Origin of the sequence: Enterobacter sp. PL1 (assembly GCF_945957325.1) — a bacterium.
GTDB lineage: Bacteria > Pseudomonadota > Gammaproteobacteria > Enterobacterales > Enterobacteriaceae > Enterobacter > Enterobacter roggenkampii.
Map to the genome: position 1 here is coordinate 68,853 of NZ_CAMFKT010000020.1, position 16,860 is coordinate 85,712.

General features: G+C 55.1%; 19 protein-coding genes. All 19 read left to right on the forward strand.

From position 1 onward, the window contains the following. Position 1 precedes the first annotated feature (1 nt). Positions 2-955: a beta-ketoacyl-ACP synthase III gene (locus N6P30_RS17640; RefSeq protein WP_023292784.1), complete on the forward strand. Its 954-nt coding sequence runs from the start codon at positions 2-4 to the stop codon at positions 953-955. A 15-nt stretch (positions 956-970) separates the two neighbouring features. Continuing rightward, on the forward strand, positions 971-1,900 hold the full coding sequence (gene fabD, locus N6P30_RS17645; protein WP_008500796.1) for an ACP S-malonyltransferase: 930 nt from the start codon (positions 971-973) through the stop codon (positions 1,898-1,900). A gap of 12 nt (positions 1,901-1,912) precedes the next feature. Beyond that, positions 1,913-2,647, forward strand: a complete 735-nt coding sequence (gene fabG, locus N6P30_RS17650) for a 3-oxoacyl-ACP reductase FabG (RefSeq protein ID WP_008500795.1) — start codon at positions 1,913-1,915, stop codon at positions 2,645-2,647. A 154-nt stretch (positions 2,648-2,801) separates the two neighbouring features. Beyond that, on the forward strand, positions 2,802-3,038 hold the full coding sequence (acpP, locus tag N6P30_RS17655) for an acyl carrier protein (RefSeq protein WP_003857954.1): 237 nt from the start codon (positions 2,802-2,804) through the stop codon (positions 3,036-3,038). A 91-nt stretch (positions 3,039-3,129) separates the two neighbouring features. Further along, positions 3,130-4,371, forward strand: coding sequence for a beta-ketoacyl-ACP synthase II (gene fabF, locus N6P30_RS17660; RefSeq protein WP_008500794.1), 1,242 nt, complete (start codon positions 3,130-3,132; stop codon positions 4,369-4,371). Positions 4,372-4,492: 121 nt separating this feature from the next. Continuing rightward, positions 4,493-5,302, forward strand: coding sequence for an aminodeoxychorismate lyase (gene pabC, locus N6P30_RS17665; RefSeq protein WP_023292783.1), 810 nt, complete (start codon positions 4,493-4,495; stop codon positions 5,300-5,302). A 2-nt stretch (positions 5,303-5,304) separates the two neighbouring features. Beyond that, on the forward strand, positions 5,305-6,327 hold the full coding sequence (yceG, locus tag N6P30_RS17670) for a cell division protein YceG (protein ID WP_023292782.1): 1,023 nt from the start codon (positions 5,305-5,307) through the stop codon (positions 6,325-6,327). Beyond that, a complete protein-coding gene (tmk, locus tag N6P30_RS17675) occupies positions 6,317-6,958 on the forward strand; it encodes a dTMP kinase (protein ID WP_008500791.1) in 642 nt (213 codons plus the stop codon). The genes yceG and tmk overlap by 11 nt, the downstream gene beginning before the upstream one ends. Beyond that, positions 6,955-7,959, forward strand: coding sequence for a DNA polymerase III subunit delta' (gene holB, locus N6P30_RS17680; protein WP_008500790.1), 1,005 nt, complete (start codon positions 6,955-6,957; stop codon positions 7,957-7,959). The genes tmk and holB overlap by 4 nt, the downstream gene beginning before the upstream one ends. A 10-nt stretch (positions 7,960-7,969) precedes the next feature. Further along, positions 7,970-8,764 (forward strand): metal-dependent hydrolase, encoded by a 795-nt coding sequence (locus tag N6P30_RS17685; RefSeq protein ID WP_023292781.1) that lies wholly within the window; start codon positions 7,970-7,972, stop codon positions 8,762-8,764. Between the two features lie 297 nt (positions 8,765-9,061). Next, positions 9,062-10,495, forward strand: a complete 1,434-nt coding sequence (ptsG, locus tag N6P30_RS17690; RefSeq protein ID WP_008500788.1) for a PTS glucose transporter subunit IIBC — start codon at positions 9,062-9,064, stop codon at positions 10,493-10,495. Positions 10,496-10,741: 246 nt separating this feature from the next. Beyond that, positions 10,742-11,101 (forward strand): purine nucleoside phosphoramidase, encoded by a 360-nt coding sequence (hinT, locus tag N6P30_RS17695; protein WP_008500786.1) that lies wholly within the window; start codon positions 10,742-10,744, stop codon positions 11,099-11,101. Position 11,102: 1 nt separating this feature from the next. Further along, a complete protein-coding gene (locus N6P30_RS17700) occupies positions 11,103-11,477 on the forward strand; it encodes a YcfL family protein (protein ID WP_008500785.1) in 375 nt (124 codons plus the stop codon). A gap of 10 nt (positions 11,478-11,487) precedes the next feature. Next, positions 11,488-12,135: a penicillin-binding protein activator LpoB gene (gene lpoB, locus N6P30_RS17705; RefSeq protein ID WP_008500784.1), complete on the forward strand. Its 648-nt coding sequence runs from the start codon at positions 11,488-11,490 to the stop codon at positions 12,133-12,135. Next, positions 12,116-12,928, forward strand: coding sequence for a thiamine kinase (gene thiK / locus N6P30_RS17710; RefSeq protein WP_023292779.1), 813 nt, complete (start codon positions 12,116-12,118; stop codon positions 12,926-12,928). Before lpoB ends, thiK begins: the two co-directional genes overlap by 20 nt. A 23-nt stretch (positions 12,929-12,951) precedes the next feature. After that, a complete protein-coding gene (nagZ, locus tag N6P30_RS17715) occupies positions 12,952-13,977 on the forward strand; it encodes a beta-N-acetylhexosaminidase (protein ID WP_032676866.1) in 1,026 nt (341 codons plus the stop codon). 34 nt (positions 13,978-14,011) lie between these two features. Then, positions 14,012-14,554, forward strand: coding sequence for an alpha/beta hydrolase YcfP (gene ycfP, locus N6P30_RS17720; RefSeq protein WP_008500781.1), 543 nt, complete (start codon positions 14,012-14,014; stop codon positions 14,552-14,554). A 237-nt stretch (positions 14,555-14,791) separates the two neighbouring features. Then, entirely contained in the window at positions 14,792-16,096 is a 1,305-nt protein-coding gene (locus tag N6P30_RS17725; protein WP_008500780.1) for an NAD(P)/FAD-dependent oxidoreductase, read from the forward strand. A gap of 193 nt (positions 16,097-16,289) precedes the next feature. Continuing rightward, entirely contained in the window at positions 16,290-16,829 is a 540-nt protein-coding gene (locus tag N6P30_RS17730; RefSeq protein ID WP_008500779.1) for a glycine zipper 2TM domain-containing protein, read from the forward strand. Positions 16,830-16,860: the final 31 nt, after the last annotated feature.

The window sequence follows — 16,860 nt, forward strand, 5'->3', positions numbered from 1 at the left end:
CATGTATACGAAGATTTTAGGTACCGGCAGCTACCTGCCAAAACAAGTGCGTACCAACGCCGATCTGGAAAAAATGGTAGATACGTCTGACGAGTGGATTGTCACGCGCACAGGTATCCGTGAACGTCGTATCGCCGCGCCAGACGAAACCGTGTCCACCATGGGTTACGAAGCCGCACAGCGTGCTATCGAGATGGCGGGCATTGATAAAGAACAGATCGGTTTGATCGTGGTGGCCACGACGTCTGCTACACATGCTTTCCCAAGCGCGGCATGCCAGGTGCAGAATATGCTCGGCATTAAAGGTTGCCCGGCGTTTGACGTTGCCGCTGCGTGCGCAGGTTTTACCTATGCGCTGAGCGTTGCCGATCAGTACGTGAAGTCCGGAGTCGTCAAATATGCGCTGGTGATCGGTGCTGACGTGCTGGCGCGTACCTGCGATCCAACCGATCGCGGAACGATCATTATTTTTGGTGATGGTGCGGGCGCGGTGCTGCTGGGGCAGTCCGAAGAGCCGGGTATCATCTCTACGCATCTGCATGCTGATGGCAGCTACGGTGAGCTTTTGACCCTGCCTAACGCCGATCGCGTTAATCCGGACAACTCGATTTACCTGACCATGGCAGGGAACGAGGTGTTCAAGGTGGCGGTGACTGAGCTTGCGCACATTGTTGATGAAACGCTGGAAGCGAATAACCTTGAGCGCTCCGCGCTCGACTGGCTGGTGCCGCATCAGGCGAACCTGCGTATCATCAGCGCGACCGCGAAAAAGCTGGGCATGTCGATGGATAACGTTGTGGTGACGCTGGATCGCCACGGCAACACCTCTGCGGCGTCAGTACCGTGCGCATTTGATGAAGCGGTACGCGACGGGCGAATCAAACGGGGCCAGCTGGTCTTGCTTGAAGCCTTCGGTGGCGGGTTCACCTGGGGTTCCGCGCTGGTTCGTTTCTAGAATAAGGGTTAAAAAATGACGCAATTTGCTTTTGTGTTCCCGGGTCAGGGCTCTCAAACCGTTGGGATGTTGTCTGAAATGGCAGCACACTATCCGGTCATTGAAGAGACTTTCCGTGAAGCTTCTGATGCACTGGGTTATGATTTATGGGCGCTGACCCAGCAGGGTCCGGCCGAAGAACTGAACAAAACCTGGCAGACACAGCCAGCGCTGCTGACAGCGTCCGTTGCGCTGTGGCGTGTCTGGCAGCAGCAGGGCGGTAAAGCGCCAGCGCTGCTCGCGGGCCATAGTCTGGGTGAATACTCAGCGCTGGTCTGTGCCGGTGTGATCGCGTTTGCTGACGCCGTACGTCTGGTGGAACTGCGCGGTAAATTCATGCAGGAAGCGGTGCCGGAAGGCACAGGTGGCATGTCTGCTATCATCGGTCTGGATGATGCTGCGATTGCAAAAGCGTGTGAAGAATCTGCTGAAGGGCAGGTGGTTTCACCGGTTAACTTCAATTCGCCGGGCCAGGTGGTTATCGCTGGTCATAAAGAAGCGGTTGAGCGTGCCGGTGCTGCCTGTAAAGCTGCTGGCGCGAAACGCGCGCTGCCGCTGCCGGTCAGCGTGCCGTCCCACTGTGCGTTAATGAAGCCAGCCGCCGAGAAACTGGCGGTTGAGCTGGAAAAAATTACGTTTAACGCACCGACGATTGCCGTTGTGAACAACGTCGATGTGAAATGCGAAACCGCGCCGGAAGCTATCCGCGACGCACTGGTTCGCCAGCTCTACAGCCCGGTACAGTGGACCAAAACCGTTGAGTTTATGGCCGCTCAGGGCGTTGAGCATCTGTATGAAGTCGGCCCAGGGAAAGTCCTCACCGGTCTGACGAAACGTATTGTTGACACCCTGACAGCCTCGGCGATTAACGAGCCGGAAGCGATGTCAGCGGCACTCTCGCAATAAAAGAGGAATACCATGAGTTTTGAAGGAAAAATCGCCCTGGTGACTGGCGCAAGCCGCGGTATCGGGCGTGCAATTGCTGAAACACTGGTTGCGCGCGGCGCGAAGGTGATTGGTACAGCAACCAGCGAGAATGGCGCGCAGGCCATCAGCGAGTATCTGGGTGCGAACGGTAAAGGTCTGGTACTGAATGTGACCGAACCAGCATCTATCGAATCTGTTCTGGAAAATATTCGCGCAGAGTTTGGTGAAGTGGATATTCTGGTCAATAATGCCGGGATCACTCGCGACAACCTTCTGATGCGAATGAAAGATGACGAGTGGAACGATATTATCGAAACCAACCTGTCATCTGTATTCCGTCTGTCAAAAGCGGTAATGCGCGCTATGATGAAAAAGCGTCATGGTCGTATTATCACTGTTGGTTCTGTGGTTGGTACCATGGGAAATGCTGGTCAGGCTAACTACGCTGCGGCGAAAGCAGGTCTGATCGGTTTCAGTAAATCGCTGGCGCGTGAAGTCGCGTCCCGCGGGATTACTGTAAACGTTGTTGCTCCGGGCTTTATTGAAACGGACATGACGCGTGCGCTGACCGATGAGCAGCGTGCGGGTACACTGGCGGCAGTTCCGGCGGGTCGTCTTGGCGACCCTAAAGAAATCGCCAGTGCGGTTGCATTTTTAGCCTCTGACGAAGCGGGTTACATCACTGGTGAGACCCTCCACGTCAACGGCGGGATGTACATGGTTTAATCACGATCGAAAATATTTGCGTTATTAGGGCAAATGGCCTCAAAATAACGTAAAATCGTGGTAAGACCTGCCGGGATTTAGTTGCAAATTTTTCAACATTTTATACACTACGAAAACCATCGCGAAAGCGAGTTTTGATAGGAAATTTAAGAGTATGAGCACTATCGAAGAACGCGTTAAGAAAATTATCGGCGAACAGCTGGGCGTTAAGCAGGAAGAAGTTGTGAACTCCGCTTCCTTCGTTGAAGACCTGGGCGCAGATTCTCTTGACACCGTTGAGCTGGTAATGGCTCTGGAAGAAGAGTTTGATACTGAGATTCCGGACGAAGAAGCTGAGAAAATCACCACCGTTCAGGCTGCCATTGATTACATCAACGGCCACCAGGCGTAAGTGAACATCTCCAGGCGGTCATTCGACCGCCTGAGTTTTATCTTTTTTAGTCCCACGAATCTCTTTTTTTATCCCTCCCTGGAGGACAAACGTGTCTAAGCGTCGTGTAGTTGTGACCGGACTTGGCATGTTGTCTCCTGTCGGCAATACCGTAGAGTCCACCTGGAAAGCTCTCCTTGCCGGTCAGAGCGGCATCAGCCTAATCGACCATTTCGATACTAGCGCCTATGCAACGAAATTTGCTGGCTTAGTAAAGGATTTTAACTGTGAAGAGATCATCTCGCGCAAAGAACAGCGCAAGATGGATGCCTTCATTCAATATGGAATTGTCGCTGGCGTTCAGGCCATGCAGGATTCTGGCCTTGAGATTACGGAAGAGAACGCAACCCGTATCGGCGCTGCTATCGGCTCCGGGATTGGCGGTCTTGGCCTGATCGAGGAAAACCATACATCGCTGATGAATGGCGGACCGCGTAAGATCAGCCCGTTCTTCGTTCCGTCCACGATTGTTAACATGGTGGCAGGTCACCTGACCATTATGTTCGGCCTGCGTGGGCCAAGCATTTCTATCGCTACCGCGTGTACGTCTGGCGTGCATAACATCGGCCAGGCCGCGCGTATCATTGCGTACGGCGATGCAGATGCTATGGTTGCGGGCGGTGCTGAAAAAGCCAGTACCCCATTGGGTGTTGGTGGCTTTGGTGCAGCGCGTGCGCTTTCTACCCGTAACGATAATCCTCAGGCGGCGAGCCGTCCGTGGGATAAAGACCGCGATGGTTTCGTGTTGGGTGACGGCGCAGGTATGCTCGTGCTGGAAGAGTACGAACATGCGAAAAAACGCGGTGCGAAAATTTATGCTGAAGTCGTTGGTTTTGGTATGAGCAGCGATGCTTATCACATGACCTCTCCTCCGGAGAACGGTGCGGGTGCTGCGCTGGCGATGGAAAACGCGATCCGTGATGCGGGTATTACCCCAGCGCAGATTGGCTACGTTAACGCTCACGGTACCTCTACGCCAGCAGGCGACAAAGCTGAAGCGCAGGCTGTGAAGTCTATCTTCGGCGAGTCTGCCAGCCGCGTACTGGTTAGCTCCACGAAATCTATGACCGGTCACCTGCTGGGTGCTGCGGGTGCAGTAGAGTCCATCTACTCTATCCTTGCGCTGCGCGATCAGGCTGTTCCGCCAACCATCAACCTGGATAACCCGGATGAAGGTTGCGATCTGGACTTCGTTCCTCATGAAGCGCGCCAGGTTAGCGGTATGGAGTACACCCTGTGTAACTCCTTCGGCTTTGGCGGCACGAATGGTTCTCTGATCTTCAAAAAGGTCTGAGCCTGACGGCCCGAAAGCTATAAAAAAAGGTCCGCTTGCCGGGCCTTTTTTATTAAGCCTAATCTTCTTGTCGGTTGCATGGCATCCTGCCAGACGAAACGCCCACGCATAAGGAGCCACCATGTTTTTAATTAATGGCCTTGAGCAAGACACGCTGCCGGCAAGCGACAGGGCGACGCAGTTTGGCGATGGCTGCTTTACGACTGCGCGTATTCTGGAAGGCGACGTGTGCTTGCTTGATGCACACCTCCGCCGTTTACAAGACGCCTGCCAGACGTTACTGATCCCTTTTACGCAGTGGGAAATTCTTGAACATGAGATGCGTCAGCTGGCGTCAGGTAAAACCAGCGGTGTCTTAAAAGTTATCATTAGCCGAGGCAGCGGTGGGCGGGGGTACAGCGGTGCCGCCTGTCAGCATCCAACACGTATTCTCTCTGTTTCAGCTTATCCTGCTCACTATGCGCGCTGGCGTGAAGAGGGCGTGACGTTGACGCTGAGCCCGGTGCGGCTGGGGCGAAACCCGATGCTTGCCGGACTAAAACATCTTAATCGCCTGGAACAAGTGCTTATTCGTACTCATCTTGAACAGACGGACGCCGATGAGGCGCTAGTCCTTGACAGTGAAGGGTTCATTACGGAATGCTGTGCGGCTAATTTATTCTGGCGTAAGGGGCGCGACGTCTTTACGCCTTCGCTGGCGCAGGCTGGCGTTAACGGCATCATGCGCCAGTTTTGTTTGCAACAGCTGGCACATGCAGGCTTTCGCGTTGTCGAAGTAAACGCGAAGGAAGAGGCGCTGCTGTCCGCCGATGAAGTTGTGATCTGCAATGCCTTGATGCCTGTTATCGCCGTCCGTGCGTATGACCAACAGCGCTGGTCTTCGCGCGAGCTGTTCCAGTTTTTAGCCCCGATATGTGAGCAAACCAGATAGTCATGAAGAAAATGTTGCGTTTTGTCCTTCTCCTTATTATTGCGCTGGGCATTGCTGGCGGAGCGGGAGTATGGAAAGTCCGCCAGCTGGCGAACAGTAAAATCTTGATTAAAGACGAGACGATTTTTACCCTGAAAGCCGGTACCGGGCGGATGGCGCTGGGCGAGCAGCTTTACGGGGATAAAATCATTAACCGTCCTCGTGTGTTCCAGTGGTTATTGCGTATTGAGCCTGACCTATCTCACTTCAAGGCTGGTACCTACCGCTTTACGCCCGGCATGACAGTCAGAGAGATGCTGCAACTGCTGGAAAGCGGTAAAGAAGCCCAGTTCCCGCTGCGTTTTGTCGAAGGGATGCGCCTGAGCGATTACCTCAAACAGCTGCGCGATGCGCCGTATATCAAACATACCCTGAAGGACGACAGCTACCAGACGGTGGCCGACGTGCTCAAGTTTGAGCATCCTGAATGGGTGGAAGGCTGGTTCTGGCCAGATACCTGGATGTATACCGCAGGCACGACCGATGTGGCGATTCTGAAGCGGGCGCACAAAAAAATGGTCGCCGCCGTGGATGCCGCCTGGGAAGGGCGAATGGATGGTTTACCTTATAAAGATCAAAATCAGTTTGTTACCATGGCCTCGATTATCGAGAAAGAGACCGCCGTTGCCGCCGAGCGCGATCGGGTGGCGTCAGTATTTATCAATCGTCTGCGCATTGGTATGCGCCTGCAAACCGACCCTACCGTTATCTACGGCATGGGTGAGAGCTATACCGGCAAGATTTCCAGAAAAGATCTGGAAACGCCAACGGCGTATAATACCTACGTGATTAGCGGTTTACCGCCTGGCCCGATTGCCACGCCGAGCGAGGCTTCTCTCAAAGCCGCCGCGCACCCGGCGAAAACACCGTATCTCTATTTTGTGGCTGATGGAAAAGGGGGGCATACCTTTAACACCAACCTTGCCAGCCACAATCGCTCTGTTCAGGACTATCTGAAGGCACTTAAGGAAAAAAATGCGCAGTAAATACATTGTCATTGAGGGACTCGAAGGGGCGGGTAAAACCACTGCCCGCAACGTAGTGGTGGACACGCTGAAATCGCTTGGCGTCGCCGACATGGTCTTCACCCGCGAGCCGGGCGGTACGCAACTTGCGGAGAAACTGCGCAGCCTGGTGCTGGATATTAAATCCGTTGGCGACGAAGTTATCACTGACAAAGCCGAAGTGTTGATGTTCTACGCGGCGCGCGTACAGCTGGTTGAGACGGTGATCAAACCCGCGTTGGCCGAGGGTAAATGGGTGATCGGCGATCGCCACGATCTGTCGACTCAGGCCTACCAGGGCGGGGGACGCGGTATTGACCAGACGATGCTGGCAACGCTGCGCGATGCCGTACTGGGTGATTTTCGCCCCGACCTGACCCTCTATCTGGATGTTACGCCGGAAGTGGGCCTCAAGCGCGCCCGCGCGCGCGGCGAGCTGGACCGCATTGAACAAGAGTCCTTTGATTTCTTTAACCGCACCCGTGCGCGCTATCTTGAGCTGGCGGCACAGGATAGCGCTATTCGTACCATCGATGCGACGCAGTCGCTGGATGACGTCACGCACAACATCCAGCAGACCGTTACGCAGTGGGTACAGGAGCAGCAGGCATGAAATGGTATCCATGGTTGCGTCCGCACTTTGAGCAGCTGATCGGCAGCTATCAGGCGGGGCGGGGGCATCATGCGTTACTGATTCAGGCATTGCCAGGGATGGGGGATGAGGCGTTAATTTATGCCCTCACCCGTTTTCTGATGTGCCAGCAGCCGGAAGGGCACAAAAGCTGTGGTAAGTGCCGCGGCTGCCAGCTGATGCAGGCGGGCACACATCCTGACTACTACACCCTTGAGCCTGAGAAGGGCAAGAGCGCGCTGGGTATTGATGCCGTGCGTGAGGTCAGTGAAAAATTGTACGAACATGCGCGTCTGGGTGGCGCTAAGGTCGTCTTGCTCAAAGACGCCACCCTGCTGACCGAGGCGGCGGCTAACGCCCTGCTTAAGACTCTTGAAGAGCCGCCGGAAAAAACGTGGTTTTTCCTCTCGTGCCGCGATCCGGGACGATTGCTGGCGACGTTGCGCAGCCGCTGCCGTCTTCATCACCTTGCGGTGCCTCAGGAATCATGGGCGCTGAGCTGGCTGGAGCGAGAGGTGACAACGTCACCTGAAAGTGCGCTGTCCGCCTTGCGCCTGAGTAGCGGCGCGCCCGCGGCGGCGCTGGCCTTGCTGCAACCTGACGTCTGGTCACAGCGAGAAGCGCTCTGCCGGGCCGTTGAAGCGGCGCTGAATAACAACGACTGGCTAAGCTTACTCCCGACACTTAACAGCGATAGTGCCGTTGAGCGTCTGCACTGGCTGGCCGCGTTGCTGCTGGATGCCCTTAAAATTCAGCAAGGGGCAACGCTGCTGACTAACCCTGACGCGTGGCCACTGGTGAGTACGCTGGCGAACCGCCTCTCCGGCGCGATTCTTCACGCGATGCTTCATGAAGTTTGCCAGAGCCGCGAACAGCTTTTAACCGTGACGGGTCTTAATCGCGAGCTTTTACTGACCGACCAGTTACTGCGTATTGAACATTACCTGCAACCCGGCGTCACACCGCCAGTTTCCCATCTCTGAGAGAGACATTATGTTTTTAGTCGACTCACACTGCCATCTTGATGGCCTGGATTATCAATCCCTGCATAAAAACGTGGATGACGTGCTGGAAAAAGCCGCTGCCCGCGATGTGAAATTCTGCCTTGCGGTGGCGACGACGCTGCCGGGTTATCGCACCATGCGTGAGCTGGTGGGCGTTCGCGACAACGTGGTGTTCTCCTGCGGCGTGCATCCGCTGAATCAGGACGAGGCGTATGACGTTGATGAACTGCGCCGACTGGCAGCAGAAGAGGGCGTGGTGGCGATGGGGGAGACCGGCCTGGACTATTTTTACACGCCGGAAACGAAACCGCGACAGCAGGAGTCCTTCCGCCATCATATCCGTATTGGCCGCGAACTGAACAAGCCGGTCATTGTGCATACCCGCGATGCGCGTGCCGATACCCTGGCGATCCTTCGGGAAGAAAACGTGACGGATTGCGGTGGCGTACTACACTGTTTCACAGAAGACAGAGAAACGGCGGGTAAACTGCTTGATTTAGGGTTTTATATTTCGTTTTCCGGGATTGTGACGTTCCGTAACGCTGAGCAGCTCCGGGATGCCGCGCGTTATGTTCCGCTCGATCGCATTCTGGTGGAGACAGACTCTCCGTATCTGGCCCCGGTACCGCATCGCGGTAAAGAGAACCAACCGGCGATGACGCGAGACGTGGCTGAGTACATGGCCGTACTGAAGGGCGTCAGCATCGAAGAGCTGGCCCGCGTGACCACGGAAAACTTCTCAACGCTGTTCCATATTGACCCCGCCCGCCTGCAATCTGTCTGATACACCTGTTTTTTTTAGGCTCGTAATTAATAAATAAAACGAGTAAAGTTCACCGCCTCATTTGGGGCGGTGAGGGTGTTTTTAGACACATCCGGACATGCTTTTTGTAAATAACTGAAAGTTTTTCGACCGCCTTAAGCTGAAACGTGATAGCCGTCAAACAAACTCAGAGGGAATTATTTTACTCTGTGTAATAAATAAAGGGCGCTTAGATGTCCTGTCCACGGCACGGTACTCCCCCCGGGCCAATGCGTGAAAGCGTAAAAAAAGCACAAATACTCAGGAGCACTCTCAATTATGTTTAAGAATGCATTTGCTAACCTGCAAAAGGTCGGTAAATCGCTGATGCTGCCAGTATCCGTACTGCCTATCGCAGGTATCCTGCTGGGTGTCGGTTCTGCTAACTTCAGCTGGCTGCCAGCCGTAGTGTCCCATGTGATGGCCGAAGCAGGCGGTTCTGTCTTTGCTAACATGCCACTGATCTTCGCGATCGGTGTGGCTCTGGGCTTCACCAATAACGACGGCGTATCTGCGCTGGCTGCAGTGGTTGCTTACGGCATCATGGTGAAAACCATGGCTGTGGTTGCGCCGCTGGTTCTGCATTTACCGGCAGAAGAGATCGCCGCGAAACACCTGGCGGACACCGGTGTTCTGGGCGGTATCATTTCCGGTGCGATTGCAGCGTACATGTTCAACCGCTTCTATCGCATCAAGCTGCCTGAGTACCTGGGCTTCTTCGCGGGCAAGCGTTTCGTTCCGATCATCTCTGGTCTGGCAGCGATTTTCACTGGCGTGATCCTGTCCTTCATCTGGCCACCAATCGGCTCCGCTATCCAGACCTTCTCTCAGTGGGCTGCTTACCAGAACCCGGTTGTGGCGTTTGGTATCTACGGCTTCATCGAGCGTTGCCTGGTGCCATTCGGTCTGCACCACATCTGGAACGTTCCATTCCAGATGCAGATTGGTGAATTCACCAACGCAGCAGGCCAGGTATTCCACGGCGATATCCCACGTTACATGGCGGGTGACCCAACTGCAGGTAAACTGTCTGGTGGCTTCCTGTTCAAAATGTACGGTCTGCCAGCAGCGGCGATTGCTATCTGGCACTCTGCTAAGCCAGAGAACCGTGCAAAAGTGGGCGGTATCATGATCTCCGCAGCACTGACCTCGTTCCTGACCGGTATCACCGAGCCGATCGAGTTCTCCTTCATGTTCGTTGCGCCGATCCTGTACGTTATCCACGCGATTCTGGCGGGCCTGGCGTTCCCAATCTGTATTCTGCTGGGTATGCGTGACGGTACGTCCTTCTCTCACGGTCTGATCGACTTCATCGTTCTGTCCGGTAACAGCAGCAAACTGTGGCTGTTCCCAATCGTGGGTGCGTGCTATGCCGTTGTTTACTACACCATCTTCCGCGTGCTGATTAAAGCACTGGACCTGAAAACCCCAGGCCGTGAAGATGCGACAGAAGACAGCAAAGCTGGCGCGACCAGCGAAATGGCCCCGGCACTGGTTGCCGCGTTCGGCGGTAAAGAGAACATCACTAACCTGGACGCGTGCATCACTCGTCTACGTGTGAGCGTTGCCGACGTCGCGAAAGTAGACCAGCCGGGTCTGAAAAAACTGGGCGCAGCGGGCGTGGTTGTTGCAGGTTCTGGTGTACAGGCAATTTTCGGTACGAAATCCGATAACCTGAAAACCGAAATGGATGAATACATCCGCAACAACTAAGCTGTGACCTGGGGAGACTAAGGCAGCCGAATGGCTGCCTTTTTTATTTCTGTCTTAAAAAAATGCAGCAGCACGCTTTAACGGTCACTCTTCGTTCAGCTGATGAACATTCAGGAAAGAAATCGAGGGAGGAGGTTGAAAGGACAGGAGAAACTCGCTCATACTCTTGAATTGTGTCACGCACTCAACCAGAGCGTGTGTTAACAGCAATTGCTCGCGCCAGATTAAACAAAAAAGGAAAAGGTCATGGCTGAAGAAACGATTTTCAGTAAAATTATCCGTCGCGAAATCCCGTCGGATATCGTCTATCAGGATGAACTGGTAACGGCTTTCCGGGATATTTCCCCTCAGGCCCCGACGCACGTCCTTATCATTCCCAATATTCTGATTCCGACCGTAAACGACGTAAAAACCGAGCATGAAGTGGCGTTAGGTCGTATGCTGACGGTGGCCGCGAAAATCGCTGAACAGGAAGGCATTGCAGAAGACGGTTACCGTCTGATCATGAACTGCAACCGTCATGGTGGCCAGGAAGTTTATCATATTCACATGCATCTGCTGGGTGGACGTCCTCTGGGGCCGATGCTGGCACATAAAGGTCTTTGATATGCGTAAAGGGCGTATTGCAGCGCTGGTATTGACGATGATGATTGTGGGGTGCAGCTCGCGCCCGGCGATCCCCGTGAACGATGAACAGACGCTGGTGATGGAATCCTCCGTGCTTGCCGCGGGCATCACGGCGCAACAACCCGTGCTGACCATCAGTGAAATCAATTCCTCTGCCTCCTCTACGCTCTTTAATGAAAGACATGAACCCGTGACGGTCCACTACCGTTTTTTCTGGTATGACGTAAGAGGTCTTGAAATGCATCCGCTGGAGGCGCCGCGCAGCGTCACCATTCCGGCCAGATCGTCGGTAACGCTCTATGGCAGCGCCAACTATCTGGGTGCGCATAAGGTGAGACTTTATCTTTATCTCTAAGGGGTGAACCTTGATTAAAAACTTGAGCCGCTATGCGCTCGTGACAGCTTTCGCGCTGTTCCTGGCGGGGTGTGTGACCCGAACTGAACAGCCAGCGCCTGTGGAAGAGGCGAAACCGGGCACTGAACAGCCGACACAGCCAACGCAGCCGCAGCCAACCGTGCCGTCTGTGCCGTCTATTCCGTCACAACCTGGCCCGATTGAGCATCCAGACCAGACGTCACAGCCCACGCCTCGCGTGCGCCATTACGACTGGAACGGCGCAATGCAGCCCATGGTCGGCAAAATGCTGCAGGCACAGGGCGTGACGGCAGGTAGCGTGTTGCTGGTTGATAGCGTGAACAACCGTACCAACGGTTCGCTGAACGCGGGTGAAGCGACGGAAACGCTGCGCAATGCGCTGGCAAACAACGGTAAGTTTACGCTGGTCTCGGCTCAGCAGCTCGCGGTAGCCAAACAGCAGCTGGGCCTGTCGCCACAGGACAGCCTCGGCACACGCAGCAAGGCGATCGGCATTGCCCGTAACGTTGGCGCACAGTATGTGCTGTACTCTAACGCCACCGGTAACGTGAATACGCCGGCCCTGCAGATGCAGCTGATGCTGGTTCAGACAGGCGAAATTATCTGGTCAGGTAAAGGTGCGGTTACGCAACAATGACAGCACGCGTGAAGAGATTCTGACGCGCTATTTTCCTCAGTACCGCCTTATCGCGCCGCAGGCCCACTCCGGGCTTGGCGGCGCGAGTTGCATTATAGCGCAGGGGGAACGACGCCTGGTCTTGCGGCAACATCACGACCCCTATGCGCCTGCCTCCCATTTCCGTCGTCAGTTTCGCGCCCTGAGGCGTCTTCCGTCAGATCTCGTGCCTGCCCCCCGTTTTTTCAGAGAGAGCTGGATGGCCGTCGACTATCTGGACGGTGACGTGAAAAGCGCGCTGCCGGACACGCCGGCGCTCGTGGCATTGCTGTATCATCTGCACCGGCAGCCACGTCTGGGATGGCGAATCACGCTATACCCGCTGCTTGAACGCTACTGGCAGCAGGCCGCGCCTGACAGACGCACTCCAGTGTGGCTGGCACATCTCAAGCGGTTGCGTAAAGCAGGCGAGCCGCAGCCGATTCGGCTATCGCCGCTGCACATGGATGTTCATGCCGGAAATATTGTGCATACGGCAGAGGGCATCAGGCTCATCGACTGGGAATACGCCGGAGATGGCGATGTGGCGCTGGAGCTGGCGGCAGTCTGGACGGAGAGTGACGACGCGCGGCAGAGGCTTATCAGGGACTACGCCGAGGTGGCGCACATTGACGCCGACGCGCTGAGGCGTCAGGTCAAACGCTGGCGGCCATGGGTCGTCATGTTAATGGCTGGCTGGTTTGAAATGCGCTATCAGCAGTCAAGAGACAAACATTTTATTGCGCTGGCAGACGATGCCTGGCGTCAGTTATAAACGAAAGGATAAGAGAGGTGGATGTGGGTCCAGTCATGTTGGATGTAGAAGGGTTTGAACTGGATGCGGAGGAGCGTGAAATTCTGGCGCATCCGCTGGTGGGGGGCCTGATCCTGTTTACCCGCAACTATCACGATCCGGCGCAGCTGCGCGAGCTGGTGCGTCAGATCCGCGCCGCGTCGCGCAATCATCTGGTGGTCGCCGTCGATCAGGAAGGCGGACGCGTGCAGCGCTTTCGCGAAGGGTTTACCCGCCTGCCGGCGGCCCAGTCTTTTGCCGCGCTGCTCGGCACGGAAGAGGGCGGGAAACTGGCGCAGGAGGCCGGCTGGCTGATGGCCAGTGAAATGATTGCCATGGATATCGACATCAGTTTTGCCCCGGTTCTGGACGTGGGGCATATCAGCGCCGCCATTGGCGAGCGCTCGTACCATGACGATCCGCGCATTGCGCTGGCCATGGCGACCCGCTTCATTGACGGCATGCACGATGCCGGGATGAAAACCACCGGGAAACACTTCCCTGGCCACGGGGCGGTAACGGCGGACTCGCATAAAGAGACCCCGCGCGATCCGCGCCCGGAAGCGGAAATTCGCGCCAAAGATATGTTGGTGTTCAGGTCGCTTATCACCGACAACAAGCTGGATGCCATCATGCCTGCGCACGTGATTTACAGCGACGTTGATCCGCGTCCTGCCAGCGGCTCTCCGCACTGGCTGAAAACCGTTCTGCGTCAGGAGCTGGGCTTCAATGGCGTGATTTTCTCTGACGATCTATCGATGGAAGGGGCGGCGATTATGGGCAGCTACGCTGAACGCGGTCAGGCGTCGCTGGATGCAGGTTGCGATATGATCCTGGTCTGCAATAATCGTAAAGGTGCCGTTAGCGTGCTGGATAACCTGTCGCCGATCAATGCAGAGCGTGTTACACAATTGTATCATAAAGGTTCATTTAGCCGTCAGGAGCTGATGGATTCGGCGCGCTGGAAGACGGTCAACGCCCGGCTTGAAGACCTGAATGAGCGCTGGCAGGCACATAAAGCCAGCCTGTAAACCCTCCCGGAAGGCGTAGCGTGGTGAAAAGACGATGATCATCTATTTACACGGTTTTGACTCAAACAGTCCTGGTAATCATGAGAAGGTGCTGCAGCTGCAGTTTATCGATCCGGATGTCCGGTTGATCAGCTACAGCACGCGCCATCCGAAGCATGATATGCAGCACCTGCTCAAAGAGGTGGACAAGATGTTGCAGCTCAACGTCGACGATCGGCCGTTGATTTGCGGCGTGGGGCTGGGCGGCTACTGGGCGGAGCGGATTGGCTTCCTGTGCGACATCCGCCAGGTCGTATTCAATCCCAACCTTTTCCCGAACGAGAACATGGAAGGCAAGATTGACCGCCCGGAAGAGTATGTCGATATTGCGACCAAGTGCGTCAGCAATTTTCGGGAGAAAAATCGTGACCGCTGCCTGGTGATCCTGTCGCGTAACGATGAGGCGCTCAACAGCCACCGGGCTGCAGAACTGCTGCATCATTACTATGAAATTGTCTGGGACGAAGAACAGACCCACAAGTTTAAGAATATCTCCCCGCACCTCCAGCGCATCAAAGCCTTTAAAACGCTGGGCTAAACCACAGCCTGCCGCTTCAGAAACCCGGTCGCGAACGCGCACCGGGTTTCTTTTTGTCCAGAATTGTCTACTTTTAAGCCATCAAAACTTGATGCATATCAATTTTGGTATGACCAATGCGCCTGACGTGGTATTCTCAATACACCTGAATGGTTTCAGTGCTGTAACCTGTTGTTAATTAAGGGTTATTTTTATAACTTTTAATTAACAATTGGTTAATAATTTGAGGGGGTCACGTTGACTACGCCATTGAAAAAGATAGTGATTGTAGGCGGTGGTGCTGGCGGGCTGGAGCTGGCGACACAGTTGGGTAAGAAGCTGGGGCGCGGTAAAAAAGCCAAAATCACGCTGGTGGATCGTAACCACAGCCACCTGTGGAAACCGCTGCTGCACGAAGTAGCGACCGGCTCTCTGGACGAGGGCGTGGACGCGCTCAGCTATCTGGCACACGCGCGCAACCACCATTTCCAGTTCCAGCTGGGCTCGGTGGTGGACATCAACCGTGAAAGCAAAACCATCACTCTGGCAGAACTGCGTGATGAAAAAGGGGAGCTGTTGGTTCCTGAGCGCAAGCTGCCGTACGACACCCTGGTCATGGCGCTGGGCAGTACCTCCAACGACTTCAACACGCCGGGCGTGAAAGAGCACTGTATCTTCCTCGATAACCCGCACCAGGCGCGTCGTTTCCATCAGGAAATGCTGAACCTGTTCCTGAAGTACACCAGCAATATGGGTGCGAACGGTAAGGTCAATATCGCCATTGTCGGCGGCGGTGCGACGGGCGTTGAGCTGTCCGCTGAGCTGCACAATGCGGTGAAGCAGCTGCACAGCTACGGTTACAAAGGGTTAACGAACGAAGCGCTGAACGTCACGCTGGTCGAAGCCGGTGAACGCATTCTGCCTGCGCTGCCTCCGCGTATTTCCGGTGCGGCGCACAATGAACTCACCAAGCTGGGCGTGCGGGTGCTGACGCAGACCATGGTGACCAGCGCCGACGAAGGCGGCCTGCACACCAAAGACGGCGAGTATATCAAAGCGGATCTGATGGTCTGGGCGGCAGGTATCAAAGCGCCTGACTTTATGAAAGATATCGGCGGCCTGGAAACCAACCGCATTAATCAGCTGGTCACGGAGCCAACGCTGCAAACCACGCGTGACCCTGAAATCTTTGCTATCGGTGACTGCGCCTCCTGCGCCCGTCCTGAAGGTGGATTCGTGCCGCCGCGCGCCCAGGCTGCACACCAGATGGCAAGCCTGGTCCTGCACAACATTCTGGCGCAGTACAAAGGCAAGCCAATGAAGGCCTATGTTTACAAAGACCACGGTTCTCTGGTGTCTCTGTCAAACTTCTCAACCGTCGGCAGCCTGATGGGCAACCTGATGCGCGGCTCGATGATGGTAGAAGGGCGCATTGCCCGCTTCGTGTACATCTCCCTGTACCGTATGCACCAGATTGCACTGCACGGCTACTTCAAAACCGGGCTGATGATGCTGGTGGGCAGAATCAACCGCGTGATCCGTCCGCGTCTGAAGCTGCACTAATCTTTCACTCCCTCCGGGCTCTCCGGAGGGAGTTTTTAGCATTTCATGCTGTAGATCACAGTTTGACTGCTTAAGAGTTCTCCTAAATAGAATATATCTCCTCGCTATGCCCCTTTTTTGATCCTTTATCTGATTGGCGAAGCCGTGCCTCCATTGCAAAATTGTTACCAATAGCAACAAAGGAGGAAGTCCCGTGAATAAATCAATGTTGGCGGGTATAGGGATTGGCGTCGCGGCTGCGTTAGGTGTGGCTGCCGTTGCCAGTCTCAACGTATTAGACCGCGGCCCGCAGTATGCGCAGGTGGTTTCTGCTACACCGATTAAAGAAACGGTAAAAACGCCTCGTCAGGAGTGCCGCAATGTCTCCGTGACGCATCGCCGTCCGGTGCAGGATGAAAACCGTATCGCCGGTTCTGTTCTGGGTGCGGTAGCGGGTGGCGTGATTGGTCACCAGTTTGGCGGCGGCCGGGGTAAAGATGTAGCGACCGTGGTCGGCGCGCTGGGTGGCGGCTATGCCGGTAACCAGGTGCAGGGCGCGATGCAGGATAACGATACCTACACCACGACTCAGCAACGCTGCAAAACCGTCTATGACAAGTCGGAAAAAATGCTGGGTTATGACGTGACGTACAAAATTGGCGATCAGCAGGGCAAAATCCGCATGGATAAAGACCCGGGCACGCAAATTCCGCTCGATGGAAATGGCCAGCTGGTTCTGAATAACAAAGTGTAAAAAAGATGTTCTCTGAATTTAGCTCCTCATG